Source organism: Paraburkholderia saeva, from assembly GCF_907164555.1.
Taxonomy (GTDB): Bacteria; Pseudomonadota; Gammaproteobacteria; order Burkholderiales; family Burkholderiaceae; genus Paraburkholderia; species Paraburkholderia saeva.
The window spans coordinates 58,892-73,980 of record NZ_CAJQZC010000003.1; the positions used below are offsets into that span (position 1 = coordinate 58,892).

Below are 15,089 nucleotides of genomic sequence, written 5' to 3' on the forward strand. Positions count from 1 at the left end.
TCCGCGCGGTCAGACGCGGCGTTGCACCTCAATGCCGTGCCGACGCTTCCAGCTTGAACACGCTCACCACCTGCGCGAGCCGCTCCGCCTGTTCGCGCAGGTCGGCAGCGGCGCGCTCGGCCACACCGACGATCGTCGCGTTCTGCTGCGTCGCCTCGCCGATCTGCGTGACGGCAAGATTCACCTGCTCGATGCCGCCCGACTGCTCGCTCGAAGCGACGGTAATCTCGCCCATGATCGCGCGCACGCGTTCCACATGTTCGACGATGCCGTTCATCGTCGTGCTGGCTTCTTCCGCGATCCTGTAGCCGGACTCGACGCGTGCCGTCGATTCGCCGATCAGCGCCTCGATTTCCTTGACCGCGGCCGCGCTGCGCTGCGCGAGCGCGCGCACTTCGGACGCGACCACCGCGAAGCCCTTGCCGTGTTCGCCTGCGCGGGCGGCTTCGACTGCGGCGTTCAGCGCAAGAATGTTGGTCTGGAACGCGATGCCTTCGATGACTGACGTGATGTCGGCGATTTTTTGCGACGAGCGGCTGATGTCGCCCATCGTCGACACGACGCGCTGGACCGCGCGGCCGCCGTTGAGCGCCGCGTCCGAAGCGCGCGTGACGAGCGTATTCGCCTGGGCGGCGTGCGCCGCGTTCTGCTGCACCGTCGATGTGATTTCTTCCATGCTCGCCGCGGTTTCTTCAAGGCTGCTCGCCTGCGTCGCGATGCGCGCTGCGATGTCGCCGCTGCCGGTGGCGATTTCCGCCGTGCCCTGTGTCATGTTCGCCGAGGCGCCGCGAACCTGCGTGACGATGCGCGCAAGTCCTTCGCCGATGCCGTCGATTGCGCTCAGCAGACGGCCAATCTCGTCGGTGCGGCCGTTTGCGACGCGCACGCTGAGGTCGCCCGAAGCGAGCCGTTCGGACGCCTTCGCCGCCTCGTCGAGCGGACGGCTCACCATCCGCCGCACGGCAACGAGGAAGATCGCCGCGAACGCCGCGACCAGCACGAAGCCGACCACGAGGAAGCGGTTGCGGGTGGACGTGACTTCCGCTATCACCTCGTCGCGCGGCGCGACGCCGCCCACGAGCCACTGCCATTCCGGCACGCTGACAAAGGAAACGTACTTCTCGCGCGCGTGCGTTTCGCCGAGCGTCGAGTCCGTCGATGTGTACGTGATCTGCCCTTCCTTTGCGTCAAGCATCTGCCTGTAGGGCGCGTTGGCGTCGTCGGCGGCCTGGCCGGCGGCGGCCGGATGGACGATGAACTTGCCGCGATCCGGCCCGTTCGACGCGTTCAGCACGAAGTAATAACCGCTCTCGTCGATCTTCAGCTGACGGATGCCGTCTTCGATCGACCTGATCTGCGGACCGACGTCGACGCCGACGAACAGCGCGCCGATCACGCGGCCGCTGGCGTCGGTGACGGGCCGGTACTGCGTGATGAAACGTTTGCCAAAAAGCGCGGCAAGACCGGTGTAGGTCTTGCCGGCGAGCACCAGCGAGTACGCCGGACCCTTGCGGTCGAGCAGCGTACCGATCGCGCGCGAGCCGTCCTGTTTTTTCAGCGAGGTCGTCACGCGCACGAAGTCGTCGCCAGTGCGCGCGAACACGGTCGCGATGGCGCCGCTGCGCGCCAGAAACTGGTCGGGAATCGAAAAATCGAGGTTGAGGGCCTTGTCGCCGGCTTTCATGGTCGGTGTGGCGACGCCGTCGATGTCCACCTTCTGCGTTTCGTCGACCGAGTAGTCAGCCGGCAGAAAACTGGCGAAGAGGTTCATCGAGCGGCCGACCTCGGCGCTGAGGCTGCTGTCGAAGAGCGCGATCATCGCGGCGATCGAACGGTCTTTTTCGCCGATCCGGGCGACCACCTGCTCGGTGACCTGTTCGCCGGCCGAGCGGGTGACCGCCCACGTGAACGCCGCGAAGATGAGTGCGACGAGCGCGCACGAGAGCATGGCAAGTCTGGCGCCGACGCTCGCGCGGCGCAGAGAGAGAAGATCCATGGTTTGCTGGCGTTAGGAGGACAAGGTACCGTCAGAAAAGACGCGCTCGACGGCATTAGGGTTATCCCGGTATATCGGCCATGAACCGGAATCCTTTAACTAGCTGTAAGAATTCCGGTTTATTGCCCGCCATCTCTTCACTTCGTCCCGCGCCAGGCGCGCAGCAGGAGCGCATTCGTCACCACGCTGACACTCGAAAACGCCATCGCCGCGCCGGCCAGCATCGGATTGAGCAGGCCGAAGGCGGCCAGCAGAATCCCGATCAGGTTGTAGAAGAACGCCCAGAACAGGTTCTGCTGAATCTTGCGCCACGTGCGGCGCGAGATGTCGATCGCGTCGGCTACCAGCGCCGGATCGCCGCGCATCAGCGTGATACCGGCCGCCTGCATCGCGACGTCAGTACCCGTCGCCATCGCGATGCCGATATCGGCGGCGGCGAGCGCGGGCGCGTCGTTGATGCCGTCGCCGGCCATCGCGACGATGCCTGTCGTGCGGATCTTGAGATCCCGGATCACGCGGGCCTTGTCGTCCGGCAGCACTTCAGCATGAAATTCATCAATGCCGAGCGCAGCGGCGACGGCGGCCGCGCTGCCGCGGTTGTCGCCCGTTACGAGCACGCTATGGATGCCCATCTGCTTCAGGCGCGCGATGGCTTCCTTCGCGGTGGGCTTCACCGTATCGCCGAACGCGATCAGTGCGAGCGCCGTGCCTGGCGCATCGACGCTCATCAGCCAGGATACCGTATTGCCTTCGGCTTCCAGCTGCTGCGCGCGTTGCGTGAACGCATCCGGCACGACAATGGCGCGTTCCGCGAGCCAGCGGGCGCTGCCGATCGCGAGCCGGCGGCCTTCGACTTCCGCTTCGACGCCCCGGCCCGGCACGGCGCGGGCGCTGCTGGAAGGAACATTTCCCGGGCCTGCCGGAAGCTGTGCGTAAGCCGCCATGATGGCCCGCGCGAGCGGATGGTCGCTGTGACGCTGCACGGCTGCGGCGAGCGCGAACGCTTCGTCGTGCGGGAGATCGATCGCTTCAAACGCGGTGACCGAGGGCTGGCCGACGGTCAGCGTGCCGGTCTTGTCGAATGCGACGATGTTCACGCGATGCGCCGTTTCGAGCGCTTCGGCGTCCTTGATCAGCACGCCGTGGCGCGCGGCGACGCCGGTGCCGGCCATGATCGCAGCGGGTGTCGCAAGCCCGAGCGCACACGGACACGCAATCACCAGCACGGCGACGGCGTTCAGGATGGCGGTTTCGAAGCCCGCGCCGGCGAGCAGCCAGCCGCCGACCGTGAGCACGCCGATGACGAGGATCACCGGCACGAAGATCGCGCTCACGCGATCGACGAGCCGCTGGATCGGAGCCTTTTCCGCCTGCGCCGATTCGACGAGGCGGATGATCCGCGCGAGCGTCGTTTCGGCGCCAATCGCGTTTGTGACAATCGCGATCACGCCTTCGCCGTTGATCGAACCGGCCGTTACGGCGTCATCGCGTTGCTTCGCGACGGGCAGGCTTTCGCCGGTAATCAGCGATTCGTCGATGTGCGTACGGCCTTCGATCACCGCGCCGTCGACCGGCACGCGCTCGCCCGGCCGCACGATGACGACGGTGCCGACCTGCACCTGCGCGAGCGGCACTTCGCGCTCTTCAGTGCCGACGCGCACGCGCGCCCGGTCGGGGCGCAGCGCGTTCAGCGCGCGGATGGCGTCGGTGGTCTGGCGTTTGGCGCGGGCTTCGAGCCACTTGCCGAAGCGGACCAGCGTGATCACCACGGCCGACGCCTCGAAATACAGATGCGCGGCGTCGCCGCTGTTCGTCAGCAACTGGTAGACGCTGATCCCGTAAGCCGCCGACGTGCCGAGCGCGACCAGCAGATCCATGTTGCCGGCGCCCGCGCGCACCGCCCGGTACGCAGCACGGTAAAAGCGTGCGCCGAACACGAACTGCACGACGCTCGCAAGCGCCAGTTGCAGCGCGCCGGGCATCATCGCGTGCGTGCCGAACCATTCGCCCACCATCGGCACGATGAGCGGCAACGTCAGCAGCGCGGAAACCAGCACGGCGTACAACTCGCGACGCGTTGTATCGCGCGGGCGCGCGGCCGTGGCTGAACCGCCCGCAGTCGCATTTTCGGTCGCGACGGTTGCTTCGATGACGGGCGTCGCTTCATAGCCCGCCTTTTCGACAGCCGCGACCAGTTGATCCGTGCTCACTGATTCACGGAATGAAACGGTCGCCTTCTCTGTTGCAAGATTGACGGAGACGCTGGCTACGCCAGGCACCTTCGCAAGCGCCTTTTCAACGCGTGCCGAACACGACGCGCACGTCATGCCGCCGATGGCGAGTTCTGCCACTTCGCGCGCAACTGGCGTCGCTTCGTAGCCTGCTTGGGTCACGGCGGCGACGAGCGATTCGGCTGCGACTTCCGGGCCGGTTTCGATGGTCGCTTTTTCGGTGGCGAGGTTGACGGATGCGCGGCTCACGCCAGGCACCTTCGCGAGCGCCTTCTCGACGCGGCTCGCGCAGGATGCACATGTCATCCCGCCGATCTCGAGTTCGACGCTGGCAGGCGTGATGCGCTGGGGAGTGGAAAGGTCGGTCATGGTTCACTCAGGGTCCGATGGGCGCGAAATCGCTGCCCGATAAACCCAGTTTCGACGTTCCCATGATGGGAAGGTCAAGGACAGATTGCGCGTATCCTGCCACACCCATGCAAAGCCCGCTGCGAGGCGCCCCGGCGCCCGATCCGGTGGTTCCGTCAAGGCAGATCAGAGTGCGGGCGGCGCCTTCAGCATGGCTTCGGCCACGTCCTGTCGTGCGTCGCTGCCGTGGGCGCGCAGCGCTTCGGCGGCGCCCACGCGATCGGCGGAATCCTTGTTCTGGCCCAGTTTCCACTTGCCGGTGAGCTTCGTGACCTCGATTTCGATGCCGACAATCGCGCCGACCATCTGCGCGATGAAATCCGGCGGCGCGTCGCCCATTTTCCACGGCTTCGTCTCGCCGGCTTCCATCTTGCGCGTGAGTCTCGCAACGAGGCCACGCACGAAGGTTTCATCGTCATGGACAATGATCCGGCCGTGCGCGTGCACCACCATATAGTTCCACGTCGGCACCTGACGGTGCGTCTCGTGCTTGCTCGGGTACCACGTCGGCGAGATATACGCTGTCGCGCCCTGGAAGATCACGAGCGCATCGGGCCTGTCCGCCGCTTCGCGCCACACGGGGTTCGCCCGCGCCACGTGCGCCCGCAAGGTGCCGAGCGGCCCCTTTGCGGGATCGAATTCAAATGGCACGTGATTGGCGTCGAGCCCGTCCGGACCGTTCGTGACGAGCGCGCCCAGCGGATGTCGTTCGATCAGTCCGTGCAGCACCTCAGGGCGCTTTTCTTCGAAATGGGCGGGGATATACATGCGCGCTCCAGGCGGACGGTGACGTTTTTTTGAATGGACGAAAGGTGCCAGATCGAGTGTAAAAACCGGGCTCGCGTGCACAGAACGTGTCACTGTGCGCCTTTGCGCTTGCCTGGCTGTCAAGGATACGATACAACCCGTTGTCGGGATCAGAATCGCGCGGCTTTGCAGGTGACCTTGGGGGGCGCCCGCGAACGCGATCGCATGATCATCGGCACCCAATGGACCGCCTGTTCCGCAAGATTAACGAATGATAAAAAATCGACGAGAACTGTTTTCTGTTTCCTGGACCTGCGCATCGCTTGCAGGCCTTGCGTTTCTCGCCGGTTGCGCTTCGACGCCGGCGTCCTCGCCGAAATCCACCGGCTGGATCAAGAACGAAGTCGCGGATTCCTACGTATTCGGCTATCCGCTCGTGTTGATGGACGTCGCCCGCGAGGTGGCCAACGGCACCGATCCGGGCCAGGCGCCCGTCAATACGCTGCGCCACGCGCAGGCTTTACCGCCTGTCGGCACAGGCCGTCCGGCGACGCCGGGTATCGACACGCTCGACTCGACCGGCTGGCTCGACCTCAGCGAAGAACCTGTCATCGTCGTATTGCCCGACTCGCACGGCCGCTACCTCGACGCCCGCGCGCTCGACATGTGGACGAACGTGGTCTGGTCGACTGCCGCGCAGTCCGGCGCACCGGCGGCCGCGCGCGCGGCTGGCGTCAGGCAGCAGACCATCGCGTTCGTGCCGAAGGACTGGCACGGCAATCTGCCGGCCGGCGCGAAACGCGTCGAGGTTTCGACGCGCTACGTGTGGTTCACCGCGCGCATCCAGACAAACGGCTCGCGAGATATCACGGCAGTGCGCAAACTTCAGCACGGCATCCGCGTGGCACCGCTCAGCGTCTTTAACGGCGACACGCGCGTGGCCACCGTCGTGACGCGCCCGATGCCATCCGACATGAGCGCGGCCGGCGGGCCGCCCGCGAAGGTCGCCGCGCTCGACGCGGCGGGCTTCTTCGGCCGCCTCGCGCAGGCGCTGGCGGACAATCCGCCCGCGCCCGACGATCCGCACGCGCTGAAAATTCTCGGCGATCTTGGCGTGACGCCCGGCGCGCCGGTCCAGTTGCCGGCCGGCGCCAGCGACGCCATTGCCGCCGGTCTCGCCGAGGGTCACGAGCGTGTGGCGAGCGCGCCGACGAACGTGCTGACGGCAAACGGCTGGAGCTGGTTCGGCGATGGCGTCGGCAATTACGGTCCAGATTACGCGTTGCGTGCATACGCGGCGTACACGCAGCCGGGTATCGGCACGAAGGACGATGAAATCCGGGCGACGGTCGCACAGGACAGCGACGGCCACGCGCTGAACGGCGCCAACCGCTATGTGATCCACTTCGCGCCGAACCAGGTGCCGCCGGTGCGCGGTTTCTGGTCGATCACGGCGTACACGAAAGACGGCGCGCTCGGAGAAACGACGCCGCCGCGCGTCGCGGTCGGCGATCGCAATGGCGCGAAACGCAACCGCGACGGCTCGCTCGACGTGACGGTTTCGGCAGCCCGCGCGAAAGCCGCGAACTGGCTGCCGGCGCCGCGCGGCGACTTCCAGCTCGTCATGCGCCTGTACGCGCCGAAGCCGCAGGCCGGAGACGGCTCGTGGCAACCGCCGGAAGTGGTGCGTCAGTAAGTTCGGGTACGGGTACTGCCGGGGGCGCGGGAAACGGCCATGTCGGCCGGCGTACGCGCCCGACGTATCCGATGCGTATTGATTGCGTGGAGTCAACCGGCAGATAGCGCGTAGCAAACGTTTCACGAGGTTTGTTCAGCAAGTCAGTTCGACGACGTATACTTTCCGCAGCCTGATACTTTCGTCATCGCGGTGGGCCGCCGCCGCATCACCTGCGACCAAGCATGGCAAGCCCGAACAAAGCATCTTTCGCATCTTCCCTGCAGACCGTGCGCGGCGTCGCGAACGGCCGCCGCCTCCGGCGGGTCGTCATCGGCCTGCTGATCTTTCTGGTGCTGTTTGGCCTCGTCGGCTTTTTTGCCGCGCCACCGCTGATCCGGCATATCGCCGAGCAGCAGTTGAGCAAACAGCTCGACCGGCCGTCCACCATCGGCCGCATCGCACTCAACCCTTACACGCTCAACTTCGAAGCCGATCGCGTCCATATTGGGGAGCGCGGCGGCGCGGGCAATTTCATCGATATCGAGCGGCTGATCGTGCAGCCATCGTGGTCGTCGATCTTTCGCGGCTCGCCGATCGTGAACGAAGTGCATGTCGATTCGCCGCGCTTTCATATCGTTCGATACGATGCGCAGCGCTTTAACTTTACCGATCTGATCGACAGGTTCGCAAAGCAGCCGTCGAAGCCCGACAGCAAGCCGACGCTTTTCTCCGTGTCGAATATCCGCCTCGAGAACGGCCGCATCGAGTTCGACGACAGGCTGCTCGGCGTGCAGCATCTGGTCGACCAGTGGGCGATCGGCATTCCGTTTATCGCGACGTTGCCGTCTACGACCGACATCTTCGTCGAGCCGATGTTGCGCGCGCGCATCGACGGCTCTCCGCTCGCCATCGATGGCCGCACCAAGCCGTTCGCGACATCGCGCGAATCGGAAGTGGCGCTGCGCTTCGACGGGCTCGACGTGCCGCGCATCCTGTCCTACGTCCCGGCGAAGCTGCCGGTGACCGTGCAGGCCGGCAAGCTGTCGAGCGACCTGAAAATGCACTTCGTGGTGTCCAACGACGCGCCTGCTTTGAGCGTCACGGGCACCGTCGATCTCGCCGGTCTCGATGTCGTCGATGAGAACAAGGCACCGTTCTTCGCGGCGCGCGGACTGCATGTCGCTGCAGCTTCGCTTGAGCCGCTCAGGAACGTGTTCCGCTTCGACGAAATCCGGCTCGACGGGCCGGACGTACACCTGTCGCGCGATAAATCCGGCGTGGTGAGCGTGCAGAAGATGTTCACGCCGGCTGCTCCACAAGCAGCCGCGGAAAAGCCGGCGCCGGCGAGCGCAGCTGCTGGCGCATCCGGTGCTGCAACCGCGGCCACGCAAGAAAAAGCCGCGGCCCCGCTCGATCTGTCGATCAAGGCGTTTGCGCTGAACGACGGCACCGTGCAGATCATGGACGAGGGCGTGCCGAAACCTGTGACGCTAGGGTTCAAGGGCATGCATGTTTCCCTCGCCGATTTCACGACGCTCGGCAAACCGCCGGCGAAGTACTCGCTTGAAACGGCACTCTCAGACGGTGGTTCGCTGACCGCGACCGGCGCGTTCGGCCTTGCCGCGAAAACCGCCGATTCGAAGATCGATCTCAAGTCGGTGCATCTGCCGTTCCTGCAGCCTTATATCGATGGTGTGACGGCTGCGCAGGTCGTCGACGGCTCGCTCAACCTGAGCGCAAATGTGAGCGCGAACTGGGATAAATCGCCAGCGCTTGTGCAGGTAGGCGAATCCGAACTGAACCTGCAGTCGTTGAAGCTCGCGACGCAGGGCACGAAGGAGCCGGTCGTCGCGCTCGCGCAGGGGCGTGTTCAGGTGAAGGCGATCGACGTTTCCGCGCGCACCGCCGATATCACCGGCGTGGATCTGACGGGGCTCAACATCACCGCGGAGCGTCTGAAGGACGGCAGCATCGACCTCGCCACGCTCGCGGGTCCGCATGAGACGCTTGCCGAACATACGGCGGTGCGCAAGGTCCAGAAGGCGCAGGAACAGGGGCCGGCGTGGCGCTACCAGATCGGCGAGCTGAACCTGAAGGATGGCGCGGCCACGTTCACCGACAACTCGACCGAACACCCCGTCAAACTCAATGTCGCGCCTTTGCAGCTGAAGGTGCGGCAGATCAGCGACGACCTCAGCAAACCGCTGCCCATCGACCTGCAGGCGACGCTGAACCGCAAGGGCACGCTCGGTGTGAACGGCGACGTCACCGCCACGCCGCTCAAGCTGGCCTTGAAGGTCAACGCCAACCGGCTCGACGCCGCCGCGTTCGAACCGTACTTCGGCAACAAGCTGAACGCGACGATTGCGAGCGCGCTCCTGAACGCGTCGGGCGACCTGGCGATGAGCCAGTCGGGCAAGGTGGCGGGTAAGGGGGGAAGCGCGGGAAGTGCGGGAAGTGCGGGTAGCGCGCTGAGCGCTTCGTACAAGGGCGACATTGCGCTCGTCGATGTCCGCATGCTCGACAAGGCGACGTCCGATCCGTTCGCTGGCTGGCGCTCGCTGGCGCTCACGAACCTGAAGGCGAACTACGACGCGCGCGGCACCGATGTCGATGCCGGCAAGGTGACGTTCACAGGCTTCTATGGCCGCGTGCTGCTCAATGCGCAAGGCAAGCTGAACCTGACAGACGTGGTCGCGCAGCAGTCGGGCAGCGCCAAATCGCTGACGCGCGACAAGAGCGGCAAGGAGCCCATTCCGCTGACGCCGCAATCGGCGTCCGAGGCCGCGATTGCTTCAGCGCCCGCACCCGCTTCGACGTCCGCGACCGTTACCGCCGCCACGCCGCCCACGAGCCCCGTGAAACTGCACTTCGGCCAGCTTGTGCTGCAGAACGGCCGCGTGACATACACCGACAACTTCATCAAGCCGAACTTCACGGCGAATCTCGTCGCGATACAGGGGACGATCGGCGCGTTCGGCACGCAATCCACCACGCCCGCGCCCGTCGATGTCGCCGCGAAGCTCGCGGCGAACGGACCGCTTTCGATTCGCGGCACGGTCAATCCGCTGATCGCGAAACCGGCGCTCGACCTGACCGCGAGCGCGCACGATGTCGAGCTGACGAACCTCACACCGTATTCGGCGAAATACGCGGGCTATCCGATTACGAAGGGCAAGCTCAACGTCGATCTGCACTACAAGCTCGAGAACGACCAGCTGAGCGCGAACAACCATCTGTTCATCGATCAGCTCACGTTTGGCGATCACGTCGACAACGACACGGCGACGAAGCTGCCCGTGCGTCTCGCGATTTCGCTGTTGAAAAACCGGCGCGGCGAGATCGATGTGAACATTCCGGTCTCGGGGTCGCTCTCCAATCCGGAGTTCAGCCTGGGCGGCCTGATCTGGCGCGCGATCGTGAATCTCGTCGAGAAGGCGGTGACCGCGCCGTTCACGCTGCTCGCGAACGCGTTCGGCGGAAACGGCGAGGAGCTTGGCTACGTCGAATTCGATCCGGGCTCGGCAAAACTCACGGACGCGTCCACGTCAAAGCTCGACACGATCTCGAAAGCGCTGGAAGACAAGCCGTCGATCCGTATCGACCTGATCGGCCGCGTCGATCCCGCGACGGACGTGCCCGCGTTGCGCACGCTGTACGTCGACCGTCAGGTGAAGGCGCAGAAGGTCAGGGACACGGTGGGCAACGGCGAAAGCGTCGACACGTCGTCGATTACCGTGGACCAGAAGGAGTACAGCAAGTACCTCGCGAAGGCGTACAAGGATGCGGACTTCAAGAAGCCGCGCAATTTCGTCGGCCTGACGAAGTCGATACCCGACGACGACATGAAGAGCGCGCTTGCCGAACACGCACCGATCGACGATGCAGCGCTGCGGAGTCTCGCGCAGCGGCGCGCGCAGGCGGTGCAGCAGTACTTCGACGGGAAGGTGGACAGCAGCCGCGTCTTTATCGTCGCGCCGAAGCTCACCGCCGACGGCATCAAGGACAAGGGCGTCGGCTCGCGCGTCGACTTCGGGCTGAAATAGGCAGCGCGTTTTGCCGTCTGTTCTGCGCTACCCGCGCGCCCGACGGGTCAGGCGGCGCGCGTGGGTTTGCGCAATGCGGTCTGTTCGATGATGCGCGCGAGCGTGGCGAACGCCGGGCCGATCTTTTCGTTCGGCACGCAGGCGTAACCCAGCAGGAGCCCGCGTCGCACCGGACCTTCGCCGCTGTAGTACGACGTGAGCGGACGCACGATTACGCCGGCGTCGTAGGCGGCTGCGACCACCTCGCGATCGTTCGCGTGGTCGGGCAGGCCGAGCACGAGATGCAAGCCGGCTTCGTCACCCATGACGGGCAGCGTGTCGCCGAAATGCGTGGTGATCGCGTCGATCAGGATCTGCCGCCGCTCGCCATAGAGCGCACGCATGCGGCGCACGTGCGAAGTCAGGTAGCCATCCATGATGAACTCGGTCAGCACCGCCTGCTGCATGAGTTGCCCCTCGCGATAGAGCTCCGCGACACCCGTGCGAAACGTATCGACGAGATGCTCCGGCGCGATCATGTAGCCGATCCGCAGACCCGGAAACAGCATCTTGCCAAGACTACCGACGTAGATCACCTGGCCCGCCTCGTCAAGCCCCTGGAGCGAAGCGAGCGGCCGGCTGCCGTAGCGGAACTCGCTGTCGTAGTCGTCTTCAATGATCCACACGCCGTGCTGCCGCGCGTATTCGAGCAGCGTGCGTCGGCGCGCAAGGCTCATCACCATGCCGAGCGGATACTGGTGCGAAGGCGTGACGAGCGCAAGGCGCGGGGGATTCCGCAGGTCCTGCTCGCGTGGGTTCAGACCTTCCTCATCGACAGGCACGGGCGAGAGCGTCAGTCCCGACGATTGCAGCACGCTGCGCGCGCCCCAATAGCACGGCTCTTCCACCCACGCGCGATCGCCGACGTCGGTGAGGAGGCGCACGGCGAGATCGATCGACTGGTGAATACCCGTAGTGATGATGATCTGGTCAGGCGTACAGTTCACTGAACGGGCAACCCGCAGATAGTCCGACAGCGCGCGGCGCAGCGGACGATAGCCGCCGCCCGGTGCATACGTCAGGAGATCGGGATTCGCTTCCTTCCACAAACGCGCCTGCAGACGGCTCCACGTGCGCGCCGGAAACTCGGCGACGTCCGGCACGCCGGGCATGAAGGCGCCCCATTGCTTGAGCGACACACCCGCCTTGTCGATCAGCCGGCTGCCGCGCGAGGAAAGGCCGCGGCGCTCGCGTGCTGTTCTGGCCGGTGTCGCTTCGGTTGCGTCGACTGCGCCGGTCCCGGTGGCGGTGGCAGTGGGTCCGACCGCCCCGGGCGCCGCGCGCCGTGCGCTGACCGCGGCGCTATCAGGCCGCGTATCGGCGACGTAGGTGCCACTTCCGGTTGTCGAGATGACGTAGCCTTCGGCGGTCAACTGGTCGTACACGTGCAGTACCGTATTGCGTGCAATGCCAAGGTCGGTCGCGAGCGTGCGCGAGCTTGGCAGCTTGGCGCCGGGCGGGAACTGGGCGGTCAGGATGGCCTGCTGCATCAGCCGCAACACCTGCCGGTAGACGGGTTCGGCGGCCGCCCGGTCGAGCCGCACGGCAAGCCAGTCCGACAAAATGACGGTGTCCAAGTGGTTCTATCCGGAATAATGAAATGGTTCCATATTGTAGAACCGGAACGGGCTATAGTGGCTCACGCGATTAATGCGATGGCCCCTTTCCGGGGGAACCAGCGTGGATGGAGAAGGAGACGTAGACGATGAAAACCGAAGAAGTGATCGTCAGCTTTAGAGGCGTGCGCAAGACGTACGACGGCGAGACGCTCGTCGTCAAACAGCTCGACCTCGACATTTACCAGGGCGAATTCCTGACGCTGCTCGGGCCGTCCGGCTCCGGCAAGACAACCTGCCTGATGATGCTTGCGGGGTTCGAATTTCCGACGGGCGGCGAGATCTGGCTCGATGGCACGCTGCTCAATACCGTGCCGCCGCACAAGCGCAACATCGGCATGGTGTTCCAGAACTACGCGCTGTTCCCGCATCTGACGGTCGAACAGAACGTCGCGTATCCGCTCACGGTGCGCAAGCTCTCCGCTGAAGAACGCGCCCACAAGGTCGACAACGCGCTGAAGATGGTCCGCATGGACAGCTTCGCGAAGCGCTATCCGGCGCAACTCTCAGGCGGCCAGCAGCAGCGGATCGCGCTGGCGCGCGCGCTTGTCTTCGAACCGAAGCTCGTGCTGATGGACGAGCCGCTCGGCGCGCTCGACAAACAGTTGCGCGAACACATGCAATACGAACTCAAATCGCTGCACGAAAAGCTCGGCGTGACGTTCGTCTACGTGACGCACGATCAGGGCGAAGCGCTGACGATGTCCGATCGCGTCGCGGTGTTCGACAAGGGCATCGTGCAGCAGCTCGATACCGTCGACCGTCTGTATGAATCGCCGTGCAACGAATTCGTCGCAAACTTCATCGGCGATTCGAACAAGCTGCGCGGCACGATTGCGAACGTCGACGGCGAGTTCTGCGATTTCCATCTGGCAGACGGCACGCGCCTCAAGGGCCGCAATATCGGCGGCGCGCAGGCGGGCACGCCGGCGGTGGCCTGCATCCGGCCTGAGCGCATGAAGCTCGCGGGCGGCGCGGGTCGCAACGGGTCGAACGCGCTCGCGGGCGAAGCGCGCGGCCTCATCTATTTTGGCGACCACGTGCGCATGCGGTGCGGGTTGCCTCAACAGGACGAGTGTTTCGTCAAGGTGCCGCTCGGCACTGAAATGCTCGACACGTTCGCGCCCGGTTCGCCGGTCGCACTTGAATTCGCGCCGGAGCATCTGCGCGTGTTCGCCTGAGTACGACAACAACCCTGACAGACCACCAGAAAGAGAGAGGACACATTATGTTGAAGTTCGGGAAATCACGCTGTGCTGTCGCCGTCGGTGCGTTCGCACTGGCGCTCGGTTCGTCGCAGGTCATGGCGGCTGAGCTGACGGTCGTCAACTTCGGCGGTGCGAACGGCGACGCGCAGAAAGTCGCGTTCAACCAGCCGTTCGAAGCGTCCACCGGCACGAAAGTCACTGCTGTCGAGTACAACGGCGAGCAGGCGAAAGTGAAGGCGATGGTCGAAGCGAAGCACGTGAACTGGGACGTCGTCGAAGTGGAATCGGGCGATCTCGGCCGTGCCTGCGACGAAGGCATGTACGAAAAGCTCGACTGGTCGAAGATCGCGAAGAAGTCGGACCTCGTGCCGGAATCGCCGCAAACGTGCGGCGTGGGCTTTTTCGTGTGGTCGACGGCGATGGCGTACAACGCCGACAAGCTGAAGACGGGCCCGGCAAGCTGGGCCGATTTCTGGAACGTGCAGAAGATCCCGGGCAAGCGCGGCATGCGCAAGGGCGCGCGCTACAACCTCGAATTCGCACTGATGGCTGACGGCGTTGCGCCGAAAGATGTCTACAAGGTGCTCGCGACCAAGGCCGGCCAGGACCGCGCGTTCAAGAAGCTCGACGAACTGAAGCCGAACATCCAGTGGTGGGAAGCGGGCGCGCAGCCGCCGCAGTTCCTCGTCGCCGGCGACGTGGTGATGACGACGGCCTACAACGGCCGTATCGATGCCGCGCAGAAGGAAGGCAAGAACCTGAAGGTCGTGTGGAACGGCAGCATCTATGACCTCGACTACTGGGCGATTCCGAAGGGCTCGCCGAACAAGGATCAGGCCGAGAAGTACATTGCGTACACGCTGTCGTCGAAGCCGCAGCAGGAATACGCGAAGCACATCGCGTACGGTCCGGTGAACAACGCCGCGATCAAGTCGCTTGATGCCAAGACGCTCGCGAACCTGCCGAACTCGCCGGCGAACGGCAAGAACGCCGTGTTGCAGGATGCGGCTTTCTGGACCGACCATGGCGACGAACTGGAGCAACGCTTCGCTTCGTGGGCTTCGAAGTAAGCACGTAGCCGTACCGTAGCAAACCCGGCGGCGCCGCTTCGTGATGTGAA

The 15,089-nt window shown here is 64.8% G+C and carries 8 protein-coding genes; 4 read left to right on the forward strand and 4 right to left on the reverse strand.

The genetic code is table 11. From position 1 onward, the window contains the following. Window positions 1–28 precede the first annotated feature (28 nt). From LPA36_RS08470 to LPA36_RS08480, 3 genes are all read right to left on the reverse strand, one after another. Complete coding sequence (locus LPA36_RS08470; protein ID WP_228875712.1) at window positions 29–1,996, reverse strand: methyl-accepting chemotaxis protein; 1,968 nt, start codon at window positions 1,994–1,996, stop codon at window positions 29–31. A 137-nt stretch (window positions 1,997–2,133) separates the two neighbouring features. Further along, window positions 2,134–4,596 carry a heavy metal translocating P-type ATPase gene (locus tag LPA36_RS08475; RefSeq protein ID WP_228875713.1) on the reverse strand — a complete coding sequence of 821 codons (2,463 nt, stop codon included), beginning with the start codon at window positions 4,594–4,596 and terminating at the stop codon, window positions 2,134–2,136. Window positions 4,597–4,761: 165 nt separating this feature from the next. Continuing rightward, window positions 4,762–5,403 (reverse strand): FMN-binding negative transcriptional regulator, encoded by a 642-nt coding sequence (locus LPA36_RS08480; protein ID WP_228875715.1) that lies wholly within the window; start codon window positions 5,401–5,403, stop codon window positions 4,762–4,764. A gap of 250 nt (window positions 5,404–5,653) precedes the next feature. On the opposite strand from LPA36_RS08480, the gene LPA36_RS08485 reads away from it, so the two are divergent. Both LPA36_RS08485 and LPA36_RS08490 read left to right on the forward strand, forming a co-directional pair. After that, the gene (locus LPA36_RS08485) at window positions 5,654–7,078 is read left to right on the forward strand and encodes a DUF1254 domain-containing protein (RefSeq protein ID WP_228875716.1); all 1,425 of its coding nucleotides are present in this window, start codon (window positions 5,654–5,656) and stop codon (window positions 7,076–7,078) included. Window positions 7,079–7,302: 224 nt separating this feature from the next. Beyond that, window positions 7,303–11,106, forward strand: a complete 3,804-nt coding sequence (locus tag LPA36_RS08490; RefSeq protein ID WP_228875717.1) for a DUF748 domain-containing protein — start codon at window positions 7,303–7,305, stop codon at window positions 11,104–11,106. Between the two features lie 47 nt (window positions 11,107–11,153). Here the strand turns inward: LPA36_RS08490 and pdxR are convergent, their stop codons facing one another. Further along, the gene (pdxR, locus tag LPA36_RS08495; protein WP_228875718.1) at window positions 11,154–12,722 is read right to left on the reverse strand and encodes a MocR-like pyridoxine biosynthesis transcription factor PdxR; all 1,569 of its coding nucleotides are present in this window, start codon (window positions 12,720–12,722) and stop codon (window positions 11,154–11,156) included. A gap of 128 nt (window positions 12,723–12,850) precedes the next feature. Between pdxR and LPA36_RS08500 the strand changes: the two genes are divergently transcribed. Together LPA36_RS08500 and LPA36_RS08505 are read left to right on the forward strand one after the other, a co-directional pair. After that, entirely contained in the window at window positions 12,851–13,942 is a 1,092-nt protein-coding gene (locus tag LPA36_RS08500; protein WP_228875719.1) for an ABC transporter ATP-binding protein, read from the forward strand. A 47-nt stretch (window positions 13,943–13,989) separates the two neighbouring features. After that, the gene (locus LPA36_RS08505) at window positions 13,990–15,039 is read left to right on the forward strand and encodes an ABC transporter substrate-binding protein (RefSeq protein ID WP_228875720.1); all 1,050 of its coding nucleotides are present in this window, start codon (window positions 13,990–13,992) and stop codon (window positions 15,037–15,039) included. The last annotated feature ends 50 nt before the right edge of the window (window positions 15,040–15,089 follow it).